This window comes from Leucobacter sp. HNU, assembly GCF_047946755.1.
Classification (GTDB): domain Bacteria; phylum Actinomycetota; class Actinomycetes; order Actinomycetales; family Microbacteriaceae; genus Leucobacter.
On sequence record NZ_CP178837.1, the window covers coordinates 3,193,110 to 3,217,661 of the forward strand.

23 protein-coding genes, 3 tRNA genes and 2 pseudogenes are annotated in these 24,552 nt (G+C 71.8%); 17 read left to right on the forward strand and 11 right to left on the reverse strand.

What is annotated here, in order from left to right; all coding sequences use genetic code 11:
* Nucleotides 1-6 precede the first annotated feature (6 nt).
* Entirely contained in the window at nt 7-309 is a 303-nt protein-coding gene (locus tag AB3K78_RS15620; protein ID WP_416444778.1) for a chorismate mutase, read from the forward strand.
* Between the two features lie 45 nt (nt 310-354).
* Here the strand turns inward: AB3K78_RS15620 and AB3K78_RS15625 are convergent, their stop codons facing one another.
* Nucleotides 355-594, reverse strand: a complete 240-nt coding sequence (locus AB3K78_RS15625; RefSeq protein ID WP_416444780.1) for a hypothetical protein — start codon at nt 592-594, stop codon at nt 355-357.
* A gap of 60 nt (nt 595-654) precedes the next feature.
* Nucleotides 655-1,065, reverse strand: a complete 411-nt coding sequence (locus AB3K78_RS15630; RefSeq protein WP_416444782.1) for a hypothetical protein — start codon at nt 1,063-1,065, stop codon at nt 655-657.
* A 99-nt stretch (nt 1,066-1,164) separates the two neighbouring features.
* Here AB3K78_RS15630 and AB3K78_RS15635 point away from each other — a divergent pair, with 99 nt between their 5' ends.
* The 3 genes from AB3K78_RS15635 to AB3K78_RS15645 all read left to right on the forward strand — a co-directional run bounded on the left by AB3K78_RS15635 (nt 1,165) and on the right by AB3K78_RS15645 (nt 4,322).
* Entirely contained in the window at nt 1,165-2,274 is a 1,110-nt protein-coding gene (locus tag AB3K78_RS15635) for an Rv2578c family radical SAM protein (RefSeq protein WP_416444784.1), read from the forward strand.
* Nucleotides 2,275-2,437: 163 nt separating this feature from the next.
* Nucleotides 2,438-3,370, forward strand: coding sequence for an ABC transporter ATP-binding protein (locus AB3K78_RS15640; protein ID WP_416444786.1), 933 nt, complete (start codon nt 2,438-2,440; stop codon nt 3,368-3,370).
* A gap of 70 nt (nt 3,371-3,440) precedes the next feature.
* On the forward strand, nt 3,441-4,322 hold the full coding sequence (locus AB3K78_RS15645) for an ABC transporter permease subunit (protein WP_416444788.1): 882 nt from the start codon (nt 3,441-3,443) through the stop codon (nt 4,320-4,322).
* Between the two features lie 58 nt (nt 4,323-4,380).
* Here the strand turns inward: AB3K78_RS15645 and AB3K78_RS15650 are convergent, their stop codons facing one another.
* A complete protein-coding gene (locus AB3K78_RS15650) occupies nt 4,381-5,052 on the reverse strand; it encodes a CHAP domain-containing protein (protein ID WP_416444790.1) in 672 nt (223 codons plus the stop codon).
* Nucleotides 5,053-5,406: 354 nt separating this feature from the next.
* Between AB3K78_RS15650 and AB3K78_RS15655 the strand changes: the two genes are divergently transcribed.
* Entirely contained in the window at nt 5,407-6,816 is a 1,410-nt protein-coding gene (locus AB3K78_RS15655; protein WP_416444792.1) for a dicarboxylate/amino acid:cation symporter, read from the forward strand.
* Between the two features lie 72 nt (nt 6,817-6,888).
* Here the strand turns inward: AB3K78_RS15655 and AB3K78_RS15660 are convergent, their stop codons facing one another.
* From AB3K78_RS15660 to AB3K78_RS15690, 7 genes and pseudogenes are all read right to left on the reverse strand, one after another.
* Nucleotides 6,889-8,304 (reverse strand): dipeptidase, encoded by a 1,416-nt coding sequence (locus AB3K78_RS15660; protein ID WP_416444794.1) that lies wholly within the window; start codon nt 8,302-8,304, stop codon nt 6,889-6,891.
* A 75-nt stretch (nt 8,305-8,379) separates the two neighbouring features.
* Nucleotides 8,380-9,176, reverse strand: a pseudogene (locus AB3K78_RS15665) (HNH endonuclease family protein).
* Nucleotides 9,173-10,285: a hypothetical protein gene (locus AB3K78_RS15670; RefSeq protein WP_416444796.1), complete on the reverse strand. Its 1,113-nt coding sequence runs from the start codon at nt 10,283-10,285 to the stop codon at nt 9,173-9,175. The pseudogene AB3K78_RS15665 and the gene AB3K78_RS15670 overlap by 4 nt, the downstream one beginning before the upstream one ends.
* Nucleotides 10,286-10,364: 79 nt before the next feature.
* A complete protein-coding gene (locus AB3K78_RS15675) occupies nt 10,365-11,027 on the reverse strand; it encodes a hypothetical protein (protein WP_416444798.1) in 663 nt (220 codons plus the stop codon).
* A gap of 74 nt (nt 11,028-11,101) precedes the next feature.
* Nucleotides 11,102-12,052, reverse strand: coding sequence for a hypothetical protein (locus tag AB3K78_RS15680; RefSeq protein WP_416444800.1), 951 nt, complete (start codon nt 12,050-12,052; stop codon nt 11,102-11,104).
* 263 nt (nt 12,053-12,315) lie between these two features.
* Nucleotides 12,316-12,403 (reverse strand) — tRNA-Ser (locus AB3K78_RS15685).
* A 116-nt stretch (nt 12,404-12,519) separates the two neighbouring features.
* On the reverse strand, nt 12,520-13,002 hold the full coding sequence (locus AB3K78_RS15690) for a hypothetical protein (RefSeq protein WP_416444802.1): 483 nt from the start codon (nt 13,000-13,002) through the stop codon (nt 12,520-12,522).
* A gap of 77 nt (nt 13,003-13,079) precedes the next feature.
* On the opposite strand from AB3K78_RS15690, the gene AB3K78_RS15695 reads away from it, so the two are divergent.
* The 9 genes and pseudogenes from AB3K78_RS15695 (at nt 13,080) to AB3K78_RS15735 (ending at nt 20,842) form a co-directional block, all read left to right on the forward strand.
* Nucleotides 13,080-13,151 (forward strand) — tRNA-Thr (locus AB3K78_RS15695).
* A 35-nt stretch (nt 13,152-13,186) separates the two neighbouring features.
* A tRNA-Met gene (locus AB3K78_RS15700) sits at nt 13,187-13,260 on the forward strand.
* A 199-nt stretch (nt 13,261-13,459) separates the two neighbouring features.
* Nucleotides 13,460-14,131, forward strand: a complete 672-nt coding sequence (locus tag AB3K78_RS15705) for a pentapeptide repeat-containing protein (RefSeq protein ID WP_416444804.1) — start codon at nt 13,460-13,462, stop codon at nt 14,129-14,131.
* Between the two features lie 71 nt (nt 14,132-14,202).
* Nucleotides 14,203-14,919 (forward strand): DUF1361 domain-containing protein, encoded by a 717-nt coding sequence (locus tag AB3K78_RS15710; RefSeq protein WP_416444806.1) that lies wholly within the window; start codon nt 14,203-14,205, stop codon nt 14,917-14,919.
* A gap of 58 nt (nt 14,920-14,977) precedes the next feature.
* A complete protein-coding gene (locus AB3K78_RS15715) occupies nt 14,978-15,730 on the forward strand; it encodes a class I SAM-dependent methyltransferase (protein WP_416444808.1) in 753 nt (250 codons plus the stop codon).
* Nucleotides 15,731-16,006: 276 nt separating this feature from the next.
* Entirely contained in the window at nt 16,007-18,316 is a 2,310-nt protein-coding gene (locus AB3K78_RS15720; RefSeq protein ID WP_416444810.1) for a fibronectin type III domain-containing protein, read from the forward strand.
* On the forward strand, nt 18,313-18,588 hold the full coding sequence (locus AB3K78_RS15725; protein ID WP_416444812.1) for an LPXTG cell wall anchor domain-containing protein: 276 nt from the start codon (nt 18,313-18,315) through the stop codon (nt 18,586-18,588). The genes AB3K78_RS15720 and AB3K78_RS15725 overlap by 4 nt, the downstream gene beginning before the upstream one ends.
* A gap of 195 nt (nt 18,589-18,783) precedes the next feature.
* Nucleotides 18,784-19,362: pseudogene (locus AB3K78_RS15730) on the forward strand (RNA polymerase sigma factor); the annotation flags it as partial.
* Between the two features lie 865 nt (nt 19,363-20,227).
* Nucleotides 20,228-20,842 (forward strand): hypothetical protein, encoded by a 615-nt coding sequence (locus AB3K78_RS15735; RefSeq protein ID WP_416447390.1) that lies wholly within the window; start codon nt 20,228-20,230, stop codon nt 20,840-20,842.
* 16 nt (nt 20,843-20,858) lie between these two features.
* On the opposite strand, the gene AB3K78_RS15740 is transcribed toward AB3K78_RS15735, so the two are convergent.
* A complete protein-coding gene (locus AB3K78_RS15740; protein ID WP_416444814.1) occupies nt 20,859-22,136 on the reverse strand; it encodes a class I SAM-dependent RNA methyltransferase in 1,278 nt (425 codons plus the stop codon).
* 165 nt (nt 22,137-22,301) lie between these two features.
* Here AB3K78_RS15740 and AB3K78_RS15745 point away from each other — a divergent pair, with 165 nt between their 5' ends.
* From AB3K78_RS15745 to AB3K78_RS15755, 3 genes are all read left to right on the forward strand, one after another.
* Nucleotides 22,302-22,889: a TetR family transcriptional regulator gene (locus tag AB3K78_RS15745; protein WP_416444816.1), complete on the forward strand. Its 588-nt coding sequence runs from the start codon at nt 22,302-22,304 to the stop codon at nt 22,887-22,889.
* Between the two features lie 71 nt (nt 22,890-22,960).
* Nucleotides 22,961-23,818: an ABC transporter ATP-binding protein gene (locus AB3K78_RS15750; protein WP_416444818.1), complete on the forward strand. Its 858-nt coding sequence runs from the start codon at nt 22,961-22,963 to the stop codon at nt 23,816-23,818.
* Nucleotides 23,815-24,549, forward strand: a complete 735-nt coding sequence (locus tag AB3K78_RS15755) for an ABC transporter permease (RefSeq protein ID WP_416444820.1) — start codon at nt 23,815-23,817, stop codon at nt 24,547-24,549. The genes AB3K78_RS15750 and AB3K78_RS15755 overlap by 4 nt, the downstream gene beginning before the upstream one ends.
* The last annotated feature ends 3 nt before the right edge of the window (nt 24,550-24,552 follow it).

The window sequence follows — 24,552 nt, forward strand, 5'->3', positions numbered from 1 at the left end:
GCAGTCGTGTCCGAATCGTCCGCCCAGGAGCAGCTCGATCGGTTGCGGTCGAGCATCGACAACATCGACGCCGCGCTGATCCACATGCTCGCGGAGCGCTTCAAGTGCACGCAGGCCGTGGGCCAGCTGAAGGCCGAGCACGAGATGCCCGCCTCCGATCCCGGTCGGGAGGCGCGGCAGATCGCCCGCCTGCGCGAGTTGGCCGAGGGGGCGAACCTCGATCCCGAGTTCGCCGAGAAGTGGTTCAACTTCGTGGTCGCCGAGGTGATCCACCACCACGAGCGGATCGCCGAGCAGCGCGACGTCTAGCCGCGGGGCGGGCTGCGAAGATCGTGGCTCGCCCGCGCCACCCCGCTAGTCGTCGAGCAGTTCTTCTTCGAGGTTCCAGACCGGATCGCCGCTGTCGCTCTCGGCGAGCGCCACGATGAGGTCGTGCTGCTCGGGATCGTCGTCCCGGAGCATGCCGCGTGCGGCCGCGATGATCTCGTCGCGCTCCGCGTCGTCCCCGGCCTCGCGCTGCGCGTCGCCGAGCGCCCAGCGGTAGCTCTCGAGCGCGGCGTGCAGCTCCTCGTCGGTGATGTGCGACTGGTCCACTGGCCACCTCCTGCGCCGGGCGCGAACCCCGCGGGCCCGCTTCCTGCCTCTGCGCACAGCCTAACCCGCGTGGCCCCCGGCTGTCTCGGGGTGACGTGGCTCCGATCGGGCCGTGCTCCGCACCGCCACTCTCCACGCGAGGACTCCGGCGGTCGCGGCCAGCGCGCCGAAGCCGCCCGCGACGAACCAGAGCCACGGGGTGGTGAGCGCTGCCAGGCCGAGGAGCAGCGCCCCGCCGAACAGCAGCACGGCCATGAACCAGAGGCCCGTGTGGGGCTCGATGACGGCCGGTTCCGCCGCTTCCGACGGCTCCGGCTTCGCGGCCACCACGATGTACGCGGTGGCGAACGGTCCGAGGAGCAGCGAGAGCAGGAACCAGTTCAGGCGCGAGCGGTTCTTCTGCTCGGCCAGACCGGCGTTGACGAGCGCCAGGGCGAACCAGCCCCACCCGCCCTGCTGCCATCCGTCCACGGATCTCCCATCGTCGCGTTCCGGGTACCGATTCAGGATACTGCTTTCGGGGCGGCGGTCGGGTTGCGAATCATTCGAACGTATGTTCGAATGATTCGCATGCGATGGGACGGTCAGCTGCGGGATCCCGGCGCCGCTTCGGCGGCCGCCGAAGCGGGAGCGTCCGCGCCCGAGGCCGTTTCGGCCTCGGCGAAAGCGATGGATCCGGCCCTACCGGGCCTCGAACGTTCGACGCTGGCGGCGCTCCCGGGGCACCTGCGCTCGGTGCGGGCGCCGGAGTTCCAGGGAGCCGTGTTCCACGAGGTCCTGGCGAAGAGCGCCCTCAACCGCGTGCCGGCGCAGTCCTCGATGCCGTTCGCGTGGACCATCAACCCCTACCGCGGCTGCAGTCATGCGTGCGTGTACTGTTTCGCCCGCGGCACGCACCGCTACCTCGACTTCGACACGGGGACCGACTTCGACCAGCAGATCGTGGTGAAGGTCAACGTCGCCGAGGTTCTGGCACGCGAGCTCGCGAAACCGAAGTGGACGCGCGAGACCGTGGCGCTGGGCACCAATACCGATCCCTATCAGCGGGCCGAGGGACGCTACCGGCTCATGCCCGGCATCATCGACGCCCTCGCGCGCAGCCGCACCCCGATCTCGATCCTCACCAAGGGCACCCTGCTGCGTCGCGACCTGCCGCAGCTGGCCGAAGCCGCCGAGCGCGCTCCGGTCGACCTCGCCATGTCGATCGCGATCGGGGATCCCGAGCTGCAGCAGTCGGTCGAGCCGGGCACCCCGACCACCCGCGCCCGGCTCGAGACCGTCGCGCGGGCACGAGAAGCGGGCCTGCCGATCGACGTCTTCGTCATGCCCGTGCTGCCGCACCTCAGCGACGGCGCGCAGCAGCTGGACGCGCTGCTGCGCGAGGTCCGAGAGGCCGGGGCGCGATCGGTCGTGTACGGGCCGCTGCACCTGCGCGCGGGGGTGAAGCCCTGGTTCTTCGCCTGGTTGCGGCGCGAGCACCCCGAGCTGGTCGCGCGGTACCGCGGGCTGTACCCCGAGGGCGCGAGCCGCGCCCCGCAGGAGTACCGCCGTGCGCTCGCCGCGAGGATCCGCCCGCTCATCCGCAAGCACGGTCTCGAGTGGGCGCCGGGGCGACCGGCGATCCGCGAGGCGCCCGAACCCGCGATCCCCCAGCTGCAGCCGCAGCCGACGCTGTTCTGAGCGGCCGGATCTCCTCCCGAGGTGGGAGCCCCCGGCCGGGAAGTGGTACCTCAGGGGGACGTGCCCGGCGGGGCTCCCCGCATACCGTGGAACCATCCCGAAGCGGACCCACCGCTCGCAACCGCACCCTCGCGCTCGCGCGGGACCAGGAGAAGGAGCCCCCATGATCGAGGCCACCGGACTCACGAAACGCTACGGAGCGAAGACCGCCGTCGACGGCATCAGCTTCAGCATCCAGCCGGGCCAGGTCACCGGCTTCCTCGGCCCGAACGGCGCGGGCAAGTCGACCTCGATGCGCATGATGGTCGGACTCGACCGCCCCACCAGCGGTTCCGTCACCATCATGGGCAAGCCCTACGCCGAGCACGAGGCACCGCTCGCGGTCGCCGGTGCGCTGCTCGACGCCAAGGGCGTGCACCCGGGCCGTTCCGCCCGCAGTCACCTGCGCGCGCTCGCCGCGACGCACGGGATCTCCGAGCGCCGCGTCGACGAGGTGCTCGAGATGACCGGCCTCTCCGCGGTCGGGGCGAAGCGCGTCGGTGGCTTCTCGCTCGGCATGGGCCAGCGCCTGGGCATCGCCGCAGCGCTGCTCGGCGACCCGAAGGTGCTGATCCTCGACGAGCCCGTCAACGGGCTCGACCCCGACGGCGTGCTCTGGGTGCGGCAGCTGGTGCGCTACCTGGCCTCCGAAGGGCGCACCGTTCTGCTGTCGAGCCACCTGATGGGCGAGATGGCGCAGACCGCCGATCACGTGATCGTGCTGGGCCGCGGCCGCGTCGTCGCCGATGCGCCGATCGATCGCCTGATCGCGAGCGCCCAGACCGACCGGGTCTCGGTGCGCGCGCCCGAGGCCGCCCGCCTGGCCGAGCTGCTGCTCCGCGTTCCCGAGGTCCGGATCGAGCACGGTGCCGACGGCTCGCTGACCGTCGAGGGCGTGCCGGCGGCCGTGGTCGGCCGGGCCGCGTTCGAGTCCGGAGTCGAGCTGCACGAGCTCACGCCGGTCCGGTCCAGCCTGGAGGACGCCTATCTGGCGCTCACCCGCGACGACGTCGAGTATCGCACCGACGCCGCGCACGCGTTCCCGCCGGCCGCCTGAGCCGGGCCGGCAGCCCCCGATTCTCCGCGTCGCGGACGCCCCGACGCACCAGACGAACAGGACTCACACCATGACCACCACCGCTCCCGCAGGAAGCGCCCCGCAGGCGCCCGCTCGCCGCGCCGATGCGCATCGGAACGACGTCCGCCCCCGACTCCGCTTCGGCGGCGTGCTGCGCTCGGAGGGCATCAAGCTCTCCTCGCTGCGCAGCATCCGCTGGACCCTCATCGCCACCGTGGTCGCCGGCCTCGGCCTCAGCCTCCTCATCTCCTGGGGCCTGAAGGCCAGCGCGGGAATGGAGGGCGCGCCCGCGATGCCGGCCGAGACCTACGCGCTCGCCGCGGCCACCATCGCCGCGCCGTTCATCGCGCTGGTGTTCGGCGTGCTGGGCGTCTTCGCGATCTCGAGCGAGTACTCGAGCGGCATGATCCTCTCGACGCTCACCGCGGTGCCCAAGCGCACCCCGGTGTTCTTCGCGAAGGCGATCGTGCTCGGTCTCATCGCCCTCGCCACCGCGGCGATCCTCGTGATCGGCGGTCTGCTCATCGCACTGCTGTTCAACGCCGAGGTCGGATCGGTGATCTTCTCGAAGGTCGTGCTCTCCGGCGGAGCCGGGGCGATCGTGTACCTGACGCTCATCGCGCTGCTCGCCTTCGGCGTCGCCGCGCTGTTCCGGAGCACCGCCGGCGGGATCGCCGTGGTCGCGGGCCTCACCTTCGTGCTGCCCCTCGGGTTCCAGATCGCGTCGATGACCGGCTGGGAGTGGGTCGGCACCGTCTCGCAGTACATTCCGGCCGCGCTGGGCAACACGATGTCGGCCGGCATCGCCGAGGCCACCGCGCCGGGTGCGACGGGCCCCGGCTACTGGGGCGCGATGCTCATCATGGTCGCGTGGGCGGCGGCCGCGGTGGTGCCCGCCGCGATCCTGTTCCGCACCCGCGACGCGAAGTAGTCGCGGGTCGGCGCCCGACCGGGCGCCGGAACGACTGAGGGCCCGTGATGCGTCAGCATCACGGGCCCTCAGTCGTTCCGCGGGGATCGCGGGAAGTCTCAGAAGCGCCAGACGACGGCCTGGAAGCCGGCGGGGGCTCCGGGGTCCAGTGCTCCTTCTTGGTCACGAGACCCGAACCGCCGGGGCTGTTCGACTGGATGATGGTGAAGGTGCCGTCCTTGTTGACTCCGGTGACGAGCACGGTGTGGACGCCGGTGACCCAGGAGGTGGGCGAGGCGATGTTCTCGTACTGGATCACGTCGCCGGGCTGCGCGTCGGACACGGCGAGGCGGGTGGCGCCGGCGTAGTTCGCGACGGGGTCGCCGCTGCCGACCCACTTGCCGCCGCCGGCGAGGATCCAGCGCTGCGCCGACATGATGCACTCGCCCGGGGCGCTCCAGCCGGTGGGGCGGCTGGTGTCGACCTCGCTCTCGGCTGCGGCGATCGTCTTCTCGACGTCGAAGCCGTGGGGTGCGTTGGCGACATCGCTCATCTGCAGCATCGTGTCGAGCGTGCGATCGCTGACGTTCTCCTGCTGCGTGCGCAGGGTCTGCGCGGGCGGCTGGACCACTTCGGCAGCTGCAGCGGCGAAGTCGACCGGCTCGGGAGCGGCGCTTGCGGGCGCTGCGCCGATGGCGAACGTCACGGACGCGACGAGCGTCACGATGAACGCCTTGGCGGGAGTCTGCACGCTGCGTTTCTCCTTAGATCCTCGGTTGAAGTTTCACGCTCTGATCGAGCGGCACAAGTTCCAGTATGCGTTACCGTACCGTTACAAAGCAAGTCTCGCGGCGAAAACGGCGGATTCACGCGGGAGATCCGGGTGCGCGACGCCGCAGTCGGGGTCTCTTCCGCGTCGATCCAGGGCGGTTCGGTCGCGGTCCGTTATGAAACATTTCTACATGGGTGGCATAAGTGATCGTGATGTGAGGCTATGCTGGACCGCTGTGGGTCCGAACGGGCCCGTCCACGGGATCGGATCCGGCCGCGCGCCGTCGATCCGCCGCGACCTCGAGACCCGCGCATCGCGCAGGAAGGACGACCCATGTCGACCACCGCCCAGGTTCCGACCGAGAAGCGGAGGCTGCCCCGCTGGGCGACCTCCTTCGGCTGGCAGATCCTCGCCGCGCTCGTGCTCGGCGTCGTGCTGGGGGCGATCGCGCTCTCGCTCGGCAAGGACGGGGCCGGCAACCCCAACGGCCTGCAGGTCACGCTCGACACCATCGGCTCGAAGTACGTCTCGCTGCTCAAGGCCGCGGTCGTGCCGCTCGTGTTCACGGCGATCGTCTCCAGCATCGTCGGCCTGCGACGGGTCACCAACGCGGCCCGCCTCGCGGGTCAGACCCTCCTGTGGTTCGCGATCACGGCGCTCATCGCCGTGACCATCGGCATCGTGCTCGGCGTCGTGATCCAGCCCGGTTCGGCCGCGGCGCACGAGGCGCTGAAGCCCGGCGACCCCTACACGGTCGGCACGTGGTGGAACTTCCTCGCCGGACTCGTGCCGGGCAACTTCCTCGGCCTCGAGGTGCACGCCGCCGCGGACCCGCAGTCGGGCGCGATCGACGCGGCCGCGGGATTCAACGTGCTGCAGGTGATCATCGTCTCCGCCGCGATCGGGATCGCCGCGCTCAAGATCGGCGAGAAGGCCGAGCCCTTCATCCGGGTCGTCGAGTCGGCGCTCGCGATCATCCAGAAGGTGCTGTGGTGGATCATCCGTCTCGCGCCGATCGGCACGCTCGGCCTCATCGGCAACGCGGTCGCCGAGTACGGCTGGAGCACCATGGGGTCGCTCACCTGGTTCGTGGCGACCGTCTACATCGGCCTCGCGCTCGTGCTGTTCGTCGTCTACCCGATCCTCGTGAAGACCCACGGCCTGTCGATCAAGCAGTACTACTCGGGCGTGTGGCCCGCCGTGCAGCTCGCCTTCGTCAGCCGCTCCTCCATCGGCACCCTGCCGCTCACCGAGCGAGTGACCGAGCGGAACCTGGGCGTGCCCCGCGGCTACGCCTCGTTCGCCGTGCCGCTCGGCGCGACCACCAAGATGGACGGCTGCGCCGCGATCTACCCGGCGGTCGCCTCGATCTTCATCGCCCAGTTCTTCGGCCTCGAACTCTCGATCACGCAGTACCTGCTGATCGTGCTCGTCTCGGTGGTCGGCTCGGCGGCGACCGCGGGCACGACGGGCGCCACGGTCATGCTGACCCTCACCCTCTCCACGCTCGGCCTGCCGCTCGAGGGCGTCGGCCTGCTGCTCGCGGTCGACCCGATCCTCGACATGGGCCGCACCGCGGTGAACGTCGCGGGTCAGGCGCTCGTGCCCGCCATCGTGGCGAAGCGCGAGGGGATCCTCGACCTCGACCTCTACAACGCGCCCCGTCGCGGTCGCGCGTTCGACAACGCCGACGCGGAGTCGGATCGCAGCGCGGAACGGGATCCGGAGTCCGCGAAGGCCTGATCGAGGGCCGCAGGATGACGAAGGGCCGGTGCCGGGAAGCGATTCCCGGCACCGGCCCTTCGGCGTTCGACGCTACGCCCGTGCGCCGAGCCGCTGCAGGAACAGCGCCTCGCCGAGCGCGATCCGACGGATCTCGTTCGGGTCGACGCTCTCGTTGGTCGAGTGGATCCGGCTCTCCGGATCCGGCACGCCGAGCAGCACGATCTCGGCCTCCGGGTTGATCCCGGCGAGCACGTTCGTGAGGGGGATCGATCCGCCACCGCCGCTCGTGACGGTCATGACGCCGTCGTAGGCGTCGGTGAGCGCGTCGCTGAGCAGGGTGAAGCTCTCGCCGGAGGTGTCGGCGCTGAACGGGTGGCCCAGCTCGCCGGCGCTCGTCTCGACCTGCACGCCCCACGGCGCGATCGCGTGCAGGTGCGCGATGAGCGCGTCGCGCAGCGCGGCGGGGTCGGCGCCCGGCGGCACGCGCAGGTTCAGCTTCGCCGCGGCGCGGGGTTGGATCGCGGCGACCGCGCCCACCACGGGAGGCGCGTCGATCCCGAGCACCGTCAGCGTCGGTCGCGCCCAGAGCTGATCCGCCACCGCGCCCGATCCGATCCGCTCGGTGCCCTCGAGCATGCCCGCGTCGCCGCGGAACGCGTCCTCGCCGTACTCGACGCCGGGCCAGACCTGGTCGGTCGGGATCCCGGGCACGCTGAGGTCGCCCCGCTCGTCGCGCAGGGTCGCGAGCATGCGGATCAGCGCGGCGAGGGCATCGGGTGCCGCGCCGCCGAACTCGCCGGAGTGCAGCGAGGCCTCGAGCGCCGAGACCTCGACGACGACGTCGACGGCGCCGCGCAGGCTCGTCGTCAGGGTCGGCACGCCGTTCGCGAAATTGCCCGCATCCTGGATCAGGATGACGTCGGCCTTGCGGAACAGCTCGGGGTTCGCCTCGGCATAGCGATCGAGGCTCGCGCGACCCTGTTCCTCGGACCCCTCGGCCACGAGCACGAACCCGACGGGGTACGCGTTCGGGTCCGTCGCCGCGGTGTCCGCACGCAGGGCGCGCAGGGCGGCGAGGTGCGCGATGAGGTTGCCCTTGCAGTCGGCGGAACCGCGACCGTAGAGACGGCCGTCGCGCTCCGTGAGCTCGAACGGCGGGCTCAGCCACTCGTGCTCGTCGAGGATCGGCTGCACGTCGTAGTGGCAGTAGAGCAGCACGGTCGGCGCCCCGGCGGGCGCCGGTCGGTGGCCGATCACGGCGTAGGTGCCGTCGGGGGTCTCGGTGAGCTCGGCCGGGATCCCCTCGGCGAGGAACGCGTCGCGCACCCACTCGGCGGCCCGGACGCACTCGGCGGGATCGACGACGCGCTCGTCGGCGATCGACGGGATCGCCACGAGCTCGGTGAGGTCGGCGAGGGCCTGCGGCATGAGCGCGTCGATGCGCGCGCCGATCTCGACGCGGTCGGCGGGCGGGGTGAACGGGGTCTGGACTGCTTCGTCGGTCATGCCTCTATTCTGTCGCGCCCGGCCGCGCGCGGGCGAGCGCCGAGCGCGCGGCGGCGGCGCGGACCCGTCGCGCGCTCAGGCGGTCGGCAACGGCTCCGCGGGGCACCGACCGAGCACGTCCCGCATCGCGTTCCGCTCGGCGTCCGTCACCCAGAGCGCGTACTTCGCCTTCACCGCGATCTGCCGGGCCACGTAGGGGCAGCGCGCCCCGGTGCGCGGCGGGAGCCAGCTCGCGGCATCCGCGGCCTCCTTGCTGGAGTTCTGCGCGCCCGAGACGGCGAGCAGGTTCAGCGGATCGTTCGCGAGGGCCTCGCGCTGCGCCTGCGTCAGCTGCTGCGCCCCTTCTGCCAGGCGTCCGAGAGCGCGACGACGTGGTCGATCTGCACGAGCGGCGAGGTCTGCGGGCCGCGTTCGAAGGCGATCGTGTCGCCCGAGTAGGGATCCCGCAGGACTCCCGAGGCGACCTTGCAGTTCTTCAGGCGTGCGATGTCCGTAAGGTCGCGGGCGAGGATGTCGTTGCGGGTGTCGCAGCCGTTGCGGTCGACGTCGAGCCACGCCTTGCCGAACACGACGGTGCGCTCGTAGCCGGTCTTCGGTGCGCGGCCCTTGACCGGGAGCGTTTCGAGGGCCTCGACGGCGGAACCCGCGATCGGTGCCGGCCCGGGCTCCGTGCCCGGTGAGCCGGTGGGCGCGGGCGACGGCGAGGATTCCGGTTCCGCCGTCTGCGCGGGAGACCCGCCGGGAGCCGGCTCGAACGCCTCGGGCAGTAGCTTCGCCCCGACGGCGATGGCGGCGACGAGGATCGCACCCAGCACCCAGGCGGCGGACCGCAGCCGGCGGCGGGCTCGGGCCAGGTCGTTCTTCGCGCTCATCGGTCCCGGCCTTCCCGAGCCGTCGCCCGAGCGCCCCGGTACGCGGCGAGTCGCTCCCGATCCGCTGACGCACGCTTCGCCGCGACGATCCGCAGGCCGATGCTCGCGAGGAGCAGCACGGCCGCTACGCACGCCATGCCGAGGAAGACGCCGCGCTCGCCGCCGCGTTCGATGTTCGCGAGGCCGCCGATCAGGAAGAAGACCCCGAACACGGCCATGGGGGTGAGGAGCCGCCTCCACCACGCGCCGAGCGGTGCGCGGAAGAACTCGGTGAACGGCGCGGGGAGGCCGCGTGCCGCGCGAGCCGCGTCGGAGCGCCACGTCTCGGCGATCGCGCGGCCCCGCCGGGTGCGGGCGTCCTGCAGGATCCCGCTGAGCAGGCGGAGCACGCACCAGAGGCCCGCGAGCGTCAGGAAGGTCGACATCGCCGCGGTCGGGCTCCGCAGCCAGGCGGAGACGAGGAACGCGGCGAGGGCCGCCCAGCCCGTGCATCGGGCGAGGAGCACCGCCGTACGGGCCGCACCGGGTCGCGCCAGCCCAGCCGATTCGAGGTGCGCGAGGGCCTCGGCGTCGTCGGCCTGCCACTCCGATCGGAGCCGTTCGCGCTCCTCCGCGCTGCTGAGGGTCTCCGGAGCGCTCCCGCCCGCGCTCCTGCGTCGAAGCGCCTCGAGGTCGCCCGGGTAGGGCACCTCCGGCCGGAGCGCCTGGAGGTGGAGTACTTCCTCGTAGCTCAGCTCTCCGTCGCGGGCCCGCGCGGCGACCGCCATCGACGCGACGTCGCCGGTGACCGTCCGGCCGGGTGTCATCGGCCGAGTGCCGGGACCGCGGGCCACGTACTCCTGCATGATCGCCCACGCGTAGACCGCTCGTTGCTGGCGCGACTGCGACACGAACCCCGCGACGAGCCAGACGAGCAGCGCCAGGAACACGATGCCGACGAGGAGCACGATCGCTCCTTCGCCGGAGCCGGCCGAACCGGTGGAGTCCGGGCGTCCGCTGTCGATCAGGATGAAGATCCCGCCGAAGAGGCCGAGTGCCGCGAGCAGTGCGGAGAAGCCGATCTGGACGACCCAATAGCCGATGCCGGTGTACTTCTGGGAGGCTGACACCCGAACTATTCTCCGGCATCCTTCGCCGTGCCGCCGCCCGCGTCAAGCGTCCGGGCCCGCCCGGCGGGTCGGGGGCGCATCAGGGCTCCAGGGGTGCGATGTGCACGCTCACGAAGCGACGGGGCGCCGGATCCCACTTGCAGGACATCTCGAGCCAGACCTGCAAACCGGTCGCGGTCCCCACCGGGGTGTTGTAGCCGAGTGCGTCGCACGTGCCCCGCGGATCGTTCACGTATGCCGTGAGCCACGAATCCAGGCCCTCGTCCGCGACACCGGCGACCGATGCGAACTCGCGCACCAGCGACCGGAACTGCGCATCGGATCCGGCGCTCGCGGTCAGCCACAGCTCGTCGATCTCTGCTGCGCCCTCGGCGACGTGCGGGAAGATCTGCACGCTCGGCACCCGGATCGTCGTGTTCGGCGCCCGCACGGTCACTTCGAGCGGATGGGAACGATCCCTCGCGCTCACGGGGCTCGCGAAGTCGCCCGGGCCGGTCAGTCCCACGTCCCGCAGCAGGAGCCGGCCGCTGCTCCAATCGAAGGTCGCGACGCCGGTGCGTTCGATCTCCTGCGCCCCCGCTTCGCTCAGGGACGCGTTGCCTCCGGCCCCTTCGGTGGGCCCGGTCGGACCGACCTTCGACACGCTCCAGCCGAAGCACCCGGTGAGCCCGAGCATCGCGGCCAGGGCGATCGCGGATGCCGCGGCCGTGAGGCTCGCTCGGGCGTTCGTGCTCCGGCTCATCTCTCATTCCTCATCTGGATCTCGCTCCGGCCGATGCCGACGAGCCCACCTCGGACGTCGGGCCGTCCGTGCGATTACATCGACCAGCCGCTGAAGGTGTTCGGCGTCCACCCCGTGGCGATGCGGCCGAGCCCGGCCAGGTCCGACTGGAGCGGGGTGGCCGAATTCTTGTCGTAGTAGAGGTAGGCGTCTCCGTTCGACAGTGTCCCGATCCAGGCCTGCGCGTCGCCCAGGCACGAGCCGATCGCCATCGAGGTGATGTTCTGCCAGGAGCTCGCGGCCACGACCTTGGAGGTCCACTTGGCGGGGGTCTTGCGCGGGAAAGTGTATTCGATGAGTCGGCCGTCCTTGGCCGTGGCGATGAAGACGTCACCGGCATCTTGGCTCGGCAGGATGACCGAGTGCGAGTAGGACAGGGTCTTGATGTTCTGCCACCCGCTGCTGGAGATCACCGTGGTGCCGGTGGGTGCGGTCGGGCCCGCGGGGATCGTGTACCGGTTGAGTCCGCCAGCCGTGGTCAGCGCGAACAGGTTCGCGCCGGGGGTGCCCGAGATCGCCGGGACGGCGGTGATGCTCCGGACGCCGCCCCAGGTGCTGTTCACCTTCTTCTGCACGAGGGAGCCGTCGTGGTTGACCCCGATGAGCCAGAGGTTGCCGTCGGGGGCGATCGCGTAGTAATCGTTGCCGGTCGGTCCGAGCGCGTCCGGCGACCCGCTGCCCTTGGACTCCTTCTTGGCGAACGCCTTGGGCACGAAGCCGATCTGGCCGCCCTCGTCCTTGGACGTGTAGAGCGTCGCCTTCCCGTTCTCGCTGGAGTAGGTGTACGAGACGATGCGCTGGGTCGAGCTCACCCCGCGCATCGTCACCTGGCAGGAACTCGTGCCCGGCGTCGGCTTGACCGACGCCGCCGTCGTGGCGGAGTCGGCGTTCGCCGCGACCGGGGCGAAGAGGGCGCTCGCTCCGAGCGCGACCGTCGCGACGATGGTTCCGAGGCGTGCGGGCCCGGGACGTGTTGATTTCTGCATGAGATCCCCTCTGAGTTCCGTTTCGAAGTACTGCCCGAGGCGCAACGAATCCGACGGGCGGCGCGAGGTCGGACGACGGCGGCCACCTGCGTGCGGAAATCCAACTCTAACGCGTCAAATGTCCTGACAAATAGTTGAATGCGAGAGCATCTGCCGCTCCTGCTGGGCAGCGCTGCATTGCGCCCGGCGCAGGGTGGTCGGGTGCCGGGCGCGGAAACGCCTGAGGCCCCGCTTCCGAGTGGAAGCGGGGCCTCAGGCGTTGGTGGCGGAGGATGGGGGATTTGAACCCCCGAGGGCGTGAACCCAACACGCGTTCCAGGCGTGCGCCATAGGCCGCTAGGCGAATCCTCCAGCGCCGACCGCGAGCAGCCAGCTTTTCCATACTAGCCGGTTCTCGCCGGTCTCGCTGACACGGCTCGCTCGCGAGTGCGGGATCCCGGCCGCGGCGGCCCGGAGTGGGGCGTCGGTCAGCGGTCGGCGAGGGGGTGCCGCACCATCCCGGACTCGCCGATCAGATCCTCGTCCTCCTCGGGCCGGGGGTCGCGACCGTCCGCGGCGGCGAACGCGACGGCGGCGACGGCGCAGGCGATCGCGATGATGCCGAACGGATTGCAGAGCGCGATCGACATCTCGTTCGCGCTTGCGCCGCCGAGCTCTCCGAAGAGGGTGCGGAACGCCCCGTCCGCATACTCGGGGGCGGTGAGGCCGAACGCGATCGCGCACGCGGCGGAGAGCGCCAGGGCGACCCAGGTTCGCGGGCGGATCCGGTACCCGCGGTCCGCGGTCCGCGTCATCCGGCGAGCGGTCCAGGCCCAGAGCCACACGAAGGCGAGCCCGAGCGTCGGCCCGAGCCAGGCGGCGACGGGCCCGACGAGCCCGAACGACACGCGGGCGAGAGAGATCCACAGGCCCAGGACCAGGGAAAAAGCGGTGATCAGGGTGGTGCGCACACGCCCGAGTCAAGCAGATTTCGCATCGCCCCGCCAACAGTGCTATTCTCTAACGGTTGTCATCGCAAGGTGGCCGCGCCCCGATAGCTCAGTGGTAGAGCACTTCCATGGTAAGGAAGGGGTCGCCAGTTCAATCCTGGCTCGGGGCTCTGACTCTCTGGCCCGCATTCGTGCGGGCCAGTTTGGCTGAGTAGCTCAGCTGGTTAGAGCGCACGACTCATAATCGTGAGGTCGCGGGATCGAGCCCCGCCTCAGCTACAGAGAGTCACGAGAAAACCCCCGGTTCGACCGGGGGTTTTCTCGTTTCTCCGCCATCCGGGTCGTGCCTGCCTGCGGAGCCGACCCGACGGCCGGGCCCCCGACGGGCGGCAGCATTCGGGACGCCGCCCCGAGGCGATGTCGGCGGCCGGGAGTAGGGTCGTGCCAGTCCCGACACGCCGATCGCAGAGGAGCCGACATGGTCGCACGCGCACGCAAGGCCGATCCAGCGCCCCGCCTCGATCCGATCCGCCTGGACGAGCTCCGCGACGGCGATCCCGGCGCGATCGGTCCGCGCCGCGTGTTCGAGGGCGAGCGCTTCGCGGGCGGCGACCTCTCGGGGCGCGCCGCAGCCGGGCTCACCCTGATGGAGTGCGAACTGCTCGACCTGCGGGCCCACGGCGCCGACCTGCAGGGGTCCCGGTTCGTCGAGACCCGTTTCGAACGCCTCGACGCGCCGAACCTCAAGGCGCGCCGCAGCACCTGGAAGGACGTCGAAGTGCTCTCCTCGCGCGTCGGAGCGGCGGAGCTGTACGACTCCGGCCTGCACCAGGTGCTCTTCGAGGGCTCGAAGCTGGGCTGGGTCAACCTGCGCGCCTCCGAACTGCGCGACGTGCTGTTCCGCGGCTGCCACATCGAGGAGCTCGACCTCGGCGGGGCGCGCATCACCCGCATGGCGTTCGACGGCTGCACGGTCGGCAAGCTCGTGCTCACGGGCGTGCGGTCCGAGGGCTTCGACCTGCGCGGCCTCGAGTTCTCGGGCGTCGAGGGGCTCGAGGGCCTGCGCGGCGCGATCATCTCCGAAACGCAGGCCATCGATCTCGCCCCGATCTTCGCCGCGCACTTCGGCATCGAGGTCCGCGCGAGCTGACCGGGGCGCGATCGCGCCCGGCGCGACGCCGATGGCCGCGGCGGGCGGGGCCAGCCGGGATAATCGATTCCGTGTTCTTCCTCCCCGTCGGTGCCGTCCTGCTGAACGTGTACGCCCTGATCCTCGTGCTCGCCCGAGCCTGGGTGTACCGCACGCCCCTGTACCGGCCGATGCTGTGGAACATCCTGCTCTCGGTGCTGCCCGTCTTCATCCTCGGCATCGGCGGCCTGCTCGGCTTCGCGCTCCTGGTCGTCGCGCCGGCGGTCGGGATCGCGGTACTCGCCGTCGCGGCGATCCTCTGGCTGCTCATGCTGCCGAACGCGAGCTACCTCATCACCGAGCTCAACCAGTCGCACCGGCGTGACGACGACCCGGTGCCGCTCTGGTACGACATCATCCTCGTGATCACCCTCGCGATGTCGGGCGTGATCAACACGGTCTTCAACGTGTTCCTCGCGCACATGTTCTTCACGACGAGCGTGTACGGCGACTCGGCCCGCAACTTCTTGAAGCCCGGTGCGCTCGCGGCGGTCGGGGTCGTCATGCTGCTGCTCGGGTTCGGCATGTACCTGGGGCGCTACCTGCGCTTCAACTCCTGGGATCTGCGTCACCCGGTCTCGTTCCTCCGCAAGTTCTTCGCGCACTTCCGCACCCGTGACCACATCGCGGCCTGCGCGGGCTTCACCGTGACCTACGCCGTGTTCCTCGCGCTCATCTACTGCGTCGTGGCGGGTCCGATGATCGACGGGCTGCTGTCGATCGAGCGGGTGCGGAGCCTGCTGCAGTAGCCTGCGAGCGGGGCGGATCGGACCCGATCCGCATCGCCGGGGGAATCGGGAGGTCGCGATGGCCGATCAGGATGCGCGCGCGATGTCGTTCGGCTCGGTGGCGGCGCTCTACGAGCAGGGCCGTCCCGAGTACCCGAGCGCCGCCATCGAGTGGATGCTCGAGCCCGTGCGCACGGCCGGTGCCTCCCCGAGGGTGCTCGACGTCGGGGCCGGAACCGGGAAGCTGACGCGCGGGCTCGTCGCGGCCGGGAGCCGGGTCACCGCGGTGGATCCCGACGCGCAGATGCTCGCGCAGTTGCGGGCTTCGGTGCCCGGGGTCCCGACGGGGATCGGCACTGCCGAATCGCTGCCCTGCGCGGATGCGAGTGCGGACGCCGTCGTTCTCGGGCAGGCCTGGCATTGGGTGGACCCCGTTCTCGCGTCCCGTGAGATCGCCCGGGTGCTGCGACCGGGCGGGGTGCTGGGGCTCGTCTGGAACCTGCGCGATCCCCGCACCGCCTGGGCTGCGGAGCTCGAGGCGCTGGTGCGTTCGAGCGGTTCGCGGGACACGATGGCCGCGGGCGGTCCCCGGCTGGAGCCCCCGTTCGGAGCTCCGGAGCACGCGAGCTGGGCCTGGGAGCACCCGGCGACACGGGCGACGCTGGCGGGCATGCTGCGCTCCCGCAGCTTCTACATCACCGGGTCCCCGGCCGAGCGTGCGGAGCTCGACGCCGGACTCGTGCGAATCCTGGACGGGCTCGGGCTCAGCGACGGCGAGTCGATCGGGATGCCCTACGTCACGCACGCGTTTCGCGCGATCCTGCCGGGGTAGGGCGGTTCCGCGCCCTCGGGCCGTAGAACGTGCGGCGGAGCCGGCCGCGAGCGCCGGTTTCCGGCACCCGCGACGCAATTCCTGATCGAAGTACGGGAATGCCCTGGACGAACGCGTGATCCCCGGGTACGCTCAACTCGATTCAGGGAAGTTTCAAGTATTGTGCCGCGCCGCTCGGGCGTGCGCGGCGCTTCGCTGAAGCCGGGATCGAGTCGTCGATCGCGGACATCTCGAGCGGTCGGAGGGGGCCGGCGCTCCTGACACGTGGGGAATCTCATGAACACAGCAGCACCATCGCGCCGCCGATTCGCGCGTGCGGCCGCGTGGGCGACCGCAGCGCTGATCGCGCTGCCGCTCGGGGCGCTCGGCGCCACCGCGGCGTCGGCGGTCGTCGGCGACCCGACCGTGGCCACGACCGCTCCGGGCACCACCAGCGTCGCCCAGACCGCCGGCAAGGCGCGCGGCAGCGGCCTCTGGGGGTACGCGGGCGACGTCCGCACTCGCGCGAACGACCTCGTCTACAGCTACGGCGTGGCGACCAGCCCGTCCGACGGCAGCCTCTGGGTGACCGACAGCGCCAAGATCGCGTATGGCACGATCGCGACGCTGTTCTGCTCCACCCAGGGCGGCGTGCTCGTCGACAACGGCAGGGCCTGCTACAGCGGCCAGTCGCGGGTGCAGCGCCACGAGCTGGCCGCGACGCCCGACTGGGCGGCGGGCCAGTACACCGGAAACGGTGCGTACGGCACGGTCGCCGCGGGCGAGAACGCGGGCGTCGGCGCGAACTACGCCAAGCTCGCCGACTCCCAGGTTTGGGACGGCACCACGATGCCGAGCGGCAAGTTCGGCGGCGTGCGCGGCATCGCCGTGACTCAGGCCGGCACGGCGTGGGCGATCGACTCCGACGGCCAGGCCGGCTGGCTGGGCAACCAGAAGAAGATCGTCCGCATGATCGCTCCCGGCGGCGCGGAAGCCGGTGCGATCGGCAAGTCGAGCTGGCCGAGCGGCAACGGGTGGGCGAACCGCTACGACCCCGAGACCTTCGACTACGCGGTCGGCGTCGCCCGCATGAACAACGGCGACATGGTCGTCACGAGCCAGACGCCGGAGCTGCTGAAGCAGTACAAGCCCGACGGCACCTTCGTGCGCAACATCTACCTGAACCAGCCGGCGGGCACGGCGTACGCGGGTGACGGCGGCTTCCGCTCGCCCTACGCGATCGCGGTCGATCCCGCCGACGGCACGCTGCTGGTCGGCTTCATCGATCCGGGCAACGGGAACAAGACCTTCATCCAGCGCGTCGATCCGAACTCCTGCACCACCGAGGCCGTGGGCAACCCGACGGGCTCCTCGCGCGATCGCTGCGCCGTCACCCAGACGATCGGTCTGGGGACGCTCGCGACCGGCGACGGGCAGACCCACGCCACCTTCGCGATCCAGGTGGAGCCGCGGACGGGCGACATCTACGTCGGGCAGCGCAACGGGCTCATCTCGGTCTTCGCCCAGGACGGCACGGCGAAGGGCAAGTTCTCGGCCTTCGGCTCGGGCACCGGCAACGGCCAGCTCTCGACCGTTCGCGGCCTCGCCTTCGACGAGCGCGGCTTCCTCTACGCGACCGTCTCCGAGGGGACCTCGGCGACCCGCGTGGTGATCTTCGCGCGCACCCCCGACCCGGTGACCCAGTTCGCCGCGCAGTACACGAGCCCGGCGAAGACCTCGGTCGACCTCACCTGGGGCGCGCTGCCGGGCGGGGTCACCGCCGACGCGCAGGCGCCGGTGCGCGACTACGTGATCGAGCAGTCGGAGGACGGGGGCACGACCTGGACCGTGGTGCCCGCTGCGGCGTCGACGGCCGCGAGCCGCACCGTCTCGGGCCTCGACCCCGCGAAGACCTACCAGTTCCGCATCTCGGCCTGGAACGAGGCGGGCAACGGCGACACCGCGGTCGCGACCGTGCGCGCTCCGCTGTCGCACCCCTCGATCTCGGTGACCAAGACCGGCAACGGCCAGCAGATCGGCACCCAGGCCTCCGCGCTGCACGTCGCCGCGGGCGCCACCGTCCAGTTCGCCTACACCGTCAAGAACACCGGGGACGTGCCGGTGAAGATCGACGACGTGACCGACAGCGTGCTCGGAACGATCCCCGCACCGAGCGGCTTCAGCGGCACCCTCGGCGTCGGCGAGGAGATCGTCTACACCGCGAGCGGTCCCGTGGCCAAGGACGATTACCACAACCGCGTCACCGTCAAGGCCACCGAGGCGGGTGTCCCGAACGAGCTGCAGCCGGTGCAGGCCGACTGGTACGGCTTCGGCGCGACCGCGGGCCTGCAGGTCGTGAAGACGGGCGACGGGGTGCGCGCCGCCACCGCTTCGGATCGTCACAGCGTCTCCACGAAGCAGACGGTCCCGTTCGTCTACACGGTCACCAACACGGGCAACGTGCCCGTGCGCATCGACAGCGTGAAGGACGATCGGCTCGGCACCATCGCGGCACCGAACGGGTTCGGCGGCACGCTGGCTCCGGGGGCGTCCATCGCCTACCGGGCCTCGGGCAAGCTGCCCGAGGGGACTACGTCAACACCGTGACCGTGACGGGGACCGCGACCGGCACCGCAGCGGAGCTGACCGTGGATCCCGCGAAGGACAGCTGGTACGGCAAGGGGATCGCCGATCGGGTGCCCCCGACCACGACCCCGCCGACCACGCCTCCGACGACTTCGCCGACGAAGCAGCCGAACGGCGGCGGGCTCGCCGACACCGGTGATGCGACGGCCGTCGGCGTGCTCGGCCTGGCGGGCGTGCTCCTGCTCGGCGGCGGCGTGCTGCTGACGGTGAGGCGACTGCGCCGCACCGCCTAGCGCGATCCCTCCAGTGCGCGGGCCCGAACAGGTGAAGCTCCTGTTCGGGCCCGCGCACTGGTGTGTTCCGGGGAGGTTTTCCCGAGTTCTTGCGGGAGACCGACAAACAGTATTGGTGTAGGCGCTTTCGGGGTGCACAATCGTCCGGTGCCGTAATTCGGCGGCGCAGGAACTGGAACCGGGCTATTCGAGACGATGAGCGAGTCGGGAACGGCTGAGCGCGACGCGGTCGTGCTCGGGTCCGAACCTGCCCGATCCGCGTTCGCCGAGGAGCCCGTCGACCCGGCCGCCGACGCTCGGCTCCTCGAAGCCGCGGCTCGTGGTGACGCCGACGCCTTCGCCGAACTCTGGTCCCTGCACCGCGGGGCCGCCTACGCGGTCGCCCGGTCGGTCGCGCCCGGCAACGCCGACGACGTGGTGTCGGAGGCCTATGCGACGATCTGGGCCCGGCTGCAACGCGACTCCGTCCCGGTCGGCGCGTTCAGGGCCCACCTGCTCGAAACCGTGCGGGGCATCTCGGCCCGCTGGTTCCGCGCGGGGCGGCAGGCCGCCCCGGTGCCCGTCGTCGAGGACATCCCGGATCCGACCATCGGCGACGCCATGGAATCGGTCGAGGAACGCGCCATGATCCTCAGCGCCTTCGCCGCGCTGCCCGATCGCTGGCAGCAGGTGCTGCAGTGGCGGGCCGTCGAACGGCTTTCCCGGGCGGAGACCGCCAAACGCCTCGGGATCACCCCGAACTCCGTCTCCGTGCTCGGCCGGCGCGCGGTCGAGGGGCTCCGCGTCGCGTGGCTCGCCCAGTGGCTGCCGACGCCGCCCGGGGGATCGAGCACGCCCGCGTGTTCGAGGCCCTGCCGCGGTACGTGCGGGACTCGCTGCCCCGTGAGCGGGCCGCGCTGCTGCGCTCGCATCTGCGCGGCTGCGGTCAGTGCCGGTCCGCCGAGCAGCAATTGCTCGAGGCGAACCGTCGCCTCGGCGGCGGGATCCTCGGCGTGCTGTTCCTCGGCGGCGCGGGGAGCGCGTTGACCGCGGCGCTGCGGGCCGCGGATCCGGTTGCCCCGGCGGCGTTCACCGTCGCCGGCGGAACGGGGGCGGCGAACGGGGCGGCGGCGATCCGCCCGCTCGCGGCCCTGGGTGGCATGGGTGCGCTCCGCGCCGGCTTCGGCAAGGTCGCGACCGTCGTCGGCGGGAAGATCGCGATCGGCTCCACCGGACTCGTGCTGGGATCCACGCTCGCCGCGGCTGCGATCGCCGGCACCGTGGTGCTCGCGCATCCCTTCGACCCGCAGGCGCCCGTCACGCTCGAGGCCGACGCCGGATGGAGCCCCGATCGGCGGGCGACGCCGTCGGACGACGGATCGGCGACCGCCGGTGCTCCCCGGTCCGTCGCGAAGCGCGGTCCCGGATCCCCGGGGGCCGCCGGAGTGGAACCGGGGGCGGGCCTCGGCGCCGCGTCCGGGCAGGACCCCTCCGGAGCGGGCTCGCAGCTCATGGCCGATGTCGCCCCTCGAGAGGAACCGCTCCTCCCCGAGTCTCCGCTGCGGCCCGGGTCCGAGATCGGCGAGGGCGACCGTGCGGTCGCCCCGAGCCCCCGCCGGCGGAGCGCCCCGACCCGCCGGCGCAGCTCCCGGCCCCGACCGTGCGGAGCACGGGCGATGCCAGTGGCACCATCGCTCCGAAGCTCAGCGGCACGGCGGAGCCCGGGGCGACGATCGCCGTCACCGTCGCCGGGACCCGGATCCTGCCGACCGTCGCCGCGGACGGGACCTGGACCGCGGATCTCGCGGACCTCGATCTCCGGCCGGGATCCCAACGCGCGGACGTCACCCAGGCGCGCGGAGATCGCGTGTCGCCGGCCGCGGCCGTCGCCTTCTCGCTCACCGCACCGAAGGTCGAGCTGACGGCGCTCCCGGTGCGCTCGATCGACACGACCCGCTTCGTCGCGGCCTTCTCGGTCACGGGCGGCGTGCCCGGCGCCACGGTGTGCGTGAGTGCGGGCGCGGCGCAGCCGTCCAGGATTCAGCTGGACTCGCACGGTGCGTACGAGCGCGGGCTGGTGCTGTATCCCACGGGGACGAAGGCGCTGGTCTTCGCCTACTGCGACGCCGAGCAGCGCTTCGGGGTGCGGCAGCGCATCGCCATCCCCTCCGCGGGCGATCCGGGCGCGCCCGCGGACTCCGCGCCCGCGGACCCCGCGCCGGCGGATCCGAGCGCGCCGCAGCCCGCCGAGACCGCGAGCGGTTCGGCGGACTGACCGGCCGCGGACCGGCTCAGGCTCGCGTGAAGACCGCGAGCGCTTCGAGGTGGTGCGTGTGCGGGAACAGGTCGAACGCGCGCACCGGTCCCAGCTCGTAGCCGAGGCCCAGCAGCGTCGCGGTATCGCGCGCCAGCGCGACCGGATCGCAGGCCACGTAGACGATGTTCGCGGGAGCGAGTTCGCCGAGCTGCTGGCTCACGGTGCCGCCCGCGCCCGAGCGCGGGGGATCGAGCACCACGGTCGAGCGGCGGAAGCGGTCGCGCACCGCGGCGGGGGCGGCGAGCAGATCCGCGAGGTAGCGGTCCACGCGAGCGGTGACCGCCAACGCGCCGACGAGCTCCGAGAGGTTCTCGGCGGCGTCGTCGGTCGCGCCGGGATCGGCCTCGACCGTGGTCACCTTGAGTGCGGGGCCGACCGCCTCGGCCATCGCCGCGGCCAGCAGGCCCGCGCCGCCGAAGAGATCGAGGTTCGCCGCACCGGCATCGACGCGACCGGCAGCGTCGAGGGTGGCGATCGCGTCGCGCACCGCGGTGAAGAGCACCTCGGGCGCCTCGCGATGGACCTGCCAGAAGCCTCCGGCGCGCACCAGGAACTCGCGGTCGCCGACGAGCTCGCGGACCGCGTCGTTCTCGCCCGCACGGGCAACGTCCTCGGCGGCGGTGATCAGCATGCGGGGATCGTCCGCGCTGGGAGCGATCAGGTCCACCGACACCAGGTGGTGCATCGGTTCGTCGAGCGGCGCGATCATGTTGACGCCCTCGACCGCGAGCGGCAGGGACTCGACGGGCACGATGGTGCGGCTGCGCGCCGCATACGGACCGACGACGCCGGTCTCGGGATCCACGTGCAGTCGCACGCGGCTGCGCCAGCCGAGGCCGTTCGCCTCGTCGTCGCCGGGGGCGGCCTCGACGGTCACGTCGCGCTCCACGCCGGCGAAGCGCTGCAGCGATTCGGAGAGCACCTGGGCCTTGAGCGCCCGCTGGCGTTCGAGAGCGATGTGGCCGAACTCGGCACCGCCGGCGCGCTCCTCCGGATCGCGCTCCAGCGCCGCCTCGGGCCAGACGTGCGGGCGGCGGTCGGGAGATGCCTCGAGCACCTCGACGGTCACCGCGCGCGCGAACGACTTCTTGCGGGCCTCGGTCACGCGTGCACGCACGCGCTCGCCGGGGATCGCGTCGGCGACGAAGACGACGCGGCCGTCGTGCCGTGCCACGCTCACCCCGCCGTGCGCGATGTTGGTGATCTCGAGCTCGATCTCGTCGCCGGGCTGCAGGGGTGAGGTATTCGCCATGCGCCCATTCTCCCATCCCCCGCGGGATGCGGTTCGACCGCGGCCGGGTTCGGGTTCGGGTTCCGCCTCGGTTTCGGCATGTGGCGGCCCTCGCGGCGTCGAAGCCGCCGCTTGCCGCAATCGAAACTCGGATCGGTGCCGCTCGTGACTGGGTAGGCTGCCCACATGACCAAGCCGAGACCGCGCGGGCGCCCGAAGGGCGGCTCGGACTCGCGGAAACGGATCCTCGCCGCCGCGCTCGAGGAGTTCGGCGAGCGCGGCTACGAGGGGGCGACGATCCGGTCGATCGCGGCGCGGGCGGGAGTCGACTCGGCGCTCGTGCACCACTACTTCGGCACCAAGGCCGACCTGTTCGCCGAGGCCGCGGGAGTGCCGCTGCGCCCCGACCTCGCGGTGCCGGTGATCCTGAGCGGCCCCCGCGAGGAGGTCGGCGAGCGGATCATCCGCTTCGTGCTCGAGTCGTTCGAGCGCGAGGAGGTGCGGCGGCGCGGAGTGATGCTGCTCCGCACGGCGATCGGCGGCAAGCTCGGGACTTCGCTGCTCGCCGGGTTCCTCACGCGGGAGCTGCTGCCGCGGGTCGCCGGGGGCCTCGATGCGCCCGACGCCGAGCTGCGCGCCGAGCTCGTCGCCTCGCAGATCGCCGGGCTGCTCGTGGTCCGCTACGTGCTGGGGGTGAAGCCCCTGGCCGACGCCCCGGTCGAGGAGCTCGTCGCTCGGATCGGGCCGACGGTCCAGCAGTACCTCTTCGGCTGAGCGCCGGTCGCAGGGTCGCCGGGCGGCGCGGAACCGTTGACAGCCCGCGCCCTCGGATTTAAATTCATTACATGATGAATAAAGCGGCGACCGAGACGTCGACCGACGCGGCACCCGACGCGGTGCGGGCGACGGGACTCACCGTGCGCCGCGGCCGCCGCACGGTGCTCGACGGCATCGATCTCCGGGTGCCGCGCGGACGGGTCACCGGCCTCCTCGGGCCGTCGGGCTGCGGCAAGAGCACGCTCATGCGCGCCGTCGTCGGCGTGCAGGCGAACGCCACGGGCGAACTGCGGGTGCTCGAGCTGCCGGCGGGCGCGGCCCCACTGCGCCGACGCGTGGCCTACGCCACGCAGGCTGCCTCGGTCTACGACGACCTGACGGTGCGGCAGAACCTCCGATACTTCGCCCGGGTGCTCGGCGCGCCCCGCGGCGACGCGGAGCGCGTGATCGACCTCGTCGGACTGTCGCAGCAGGCGGGCCAGCGGGTCGACGCGCTGAGCGGCGGCCAGCGCAACCGGGTCTCCCTCGCCGCGGCGCTGCTCGGGGAGCCCGAGCTGATCGTCCTCGACGAACCGACCGTCGGACTGGACCCCGTGCTGCGCGCCGAACTGTGGGAGCTGTTCCACCGGCTCGCGGGCGAGGGCGCGACGCTGCTCGTGAGCAGCCACGTGATGGACGAGGCGCTGCGCTGCGACCGCCTGCTGCTCATGCGCGCGGGCAGGATCATCGCTGACACGACTCCGAGCGAGATGCTCCGGACCACCGGGGCCGGCGACCCGGAAGCCGCGTTCCTCGCGATCATCGCCGCGCAGGAGGGCGGGCCCGCGCTGCCGGAGCCCGGGCGGGCCGCCGCGCCGCGGCACGCCCGCCACGGGGATCCCGCCTCCGACGGGACCGCGGCCGGAACCGGAGGCGAGGAGCGATGACCCCCGCGCGCACCCTCTCGACCGCGGCGCGCGTGCTGCGGCAGCTCACCCACGACCCCCGATCGGTCGCGCTCGTGCTCATCGCCCCGGCGCTGCTGGTCGGGCTCTTCTCCTGGTTGTTCAGCGACCAGCCCGGGGTCTTCGATCGCCTCGGCGGCCCGATCCTCGCGCTCTTCCCGTTCATCCTGATGTTCCTCATCACCTCCGTCACCACGCTGCGCGAGCGGCGCTCCGGCACCCTCGAACGGCTCATGACCACCCCGCTCGGCAAGGCCGACTTCATCGTCGGCTATGCGCTCGCCTTCGGGCTCGCCGCCACCCTGCAGGCCACGATCACCGTCGGGTTCGCCGTCATCGTCTGCGGGCTCAGCACGACCGGCCCCGTCTGGCAGCTCGGCCTCGTCGCCGTGCTCGACGCACTGCTCGGCACCGCGCTCGGCCTGCTCGCCAGCGCCTTCGCCCGCACCGAGTTCCAGGCCGTGCAGTTCATGCCCGTGCTGGTGTTCCCGCAGATCCTGCTCGGCGGGCTGTTCATGCCGCGCGACCAGATGCCCGACGTGCTGCACGCCATCTCCGACTGGCTCCCGCTCAGCTACGCGATCGATGCGGTCACCGCCGTCACGAAGGGGGACGAGGACTGGTCGCTCTGGGGGCCGCTGATCGTGATCGCGACGGTCTCGGCGCTCGCCCTCGCGCTCGCCGCCGCGACCCTGAGGAGGCGGACGCCGTAAACT

Bases quoted from the DNA above. Each gene is read 5' to 3' on its own strand.
- AB3K78_RS15635 (WP_416444784.1), top strand. From the start codon at position 1,165: ATGCGATGGGACGGTCAGCTGCGGGATCCCGGCGCCGCTTCGGCGGCC.
- AB3K78_RS15640 (WP_416444786.1), top strand. From the start codon at position 2,438: ATGATCGAGGCCACCGGACTCACGAAACGCTACGGAGCGAAGACCGCC.
- AB3K78_RS15645 (WP_416444788.1), top strand. From the start codon at position 3,441: ATGACCACCACCGCTCCCGCAGGAAGCGCCCCGCAGGCGCCCGCTCGC.
- AB3K78_RS15655 (WP_416444792.1), top strand. From the start codon at position 5,407: ATGTCGACCACCGCCCAGGTTCCGACCGAGAAGCGGAGGCTGCCCCGC.
- AB3K78_RS15660 (WP_416444794.1), bottom strand. From the start codon at position 8,304: ATGACCGACGAAGCAGTCCAGACCCCGTTCACCCCGCCCGCCGACCGC.
- AB3K78_RS15675 (WP_416444798.1), bottom strand. From the start codon at position 11,027: ATGAGCCGGAGCACGAACGCCCGAGCGAGCCTCACGGCCGCGGCATCC.
- AB3K78_RS15680 (WP_416444800.1), bottom strand. From the start codon at position 12,052: ATGCAGAAATCAACACGTCCCGGGCCCGCACGCCTCGGAACCATCGTC.
- AB3K78_RS15705 (WP_416444804.1), top strand. From the start codon at position 13,460: ATGGTCGCACGCGCACGCAAGGCCGATCCAGCGCCCCGCCTCGATCCG.
- AB3K78_RS15715 (WP_416444808.1), top strand. From the start codon at position 14,978: ATGGCCGATCAGGATGCGCGCGCGATGTCGTTCGGCTCGGTGGCGGCG.
- AB3K78_RS15720 (WP_416444810.1), top strand. From the start codon at position 16,007: ATGAACACAGCAGCACCATCGCGCCGCCGATTCGCGCGTGCGGCCGCG.
- AB3K78_RS15740 (WP_416444814.1), bottom strand. From the start codon at position 22,136: ATGGCGAATACCTCACCCCTGCAGCCCGGCGACGAGATCGAGCTCGAG.
- AB3K78_RS15745 (WP_416444816.1), top strand. From the start codon at position 22,302: ATGACCAAGCCGAGACCGCGCGGGCGCCCGAAGGGCGGCTCGGACTCG.
- AB3K78_RS15750 (WP_416444818.1), top strand. From the start codon at position 22,961: ATGATGAATAAAGCGGCGACCGAGACGTCGACCGACGCGGCACCCGAC.
- AB3K78_RS15755 (WP_416444820.1), top strand. From the start codon at position 23,815: ATGACCCCCGCGCGCACCCTCTCGACCGCGGCGCGCGTGCTGCGGCAG.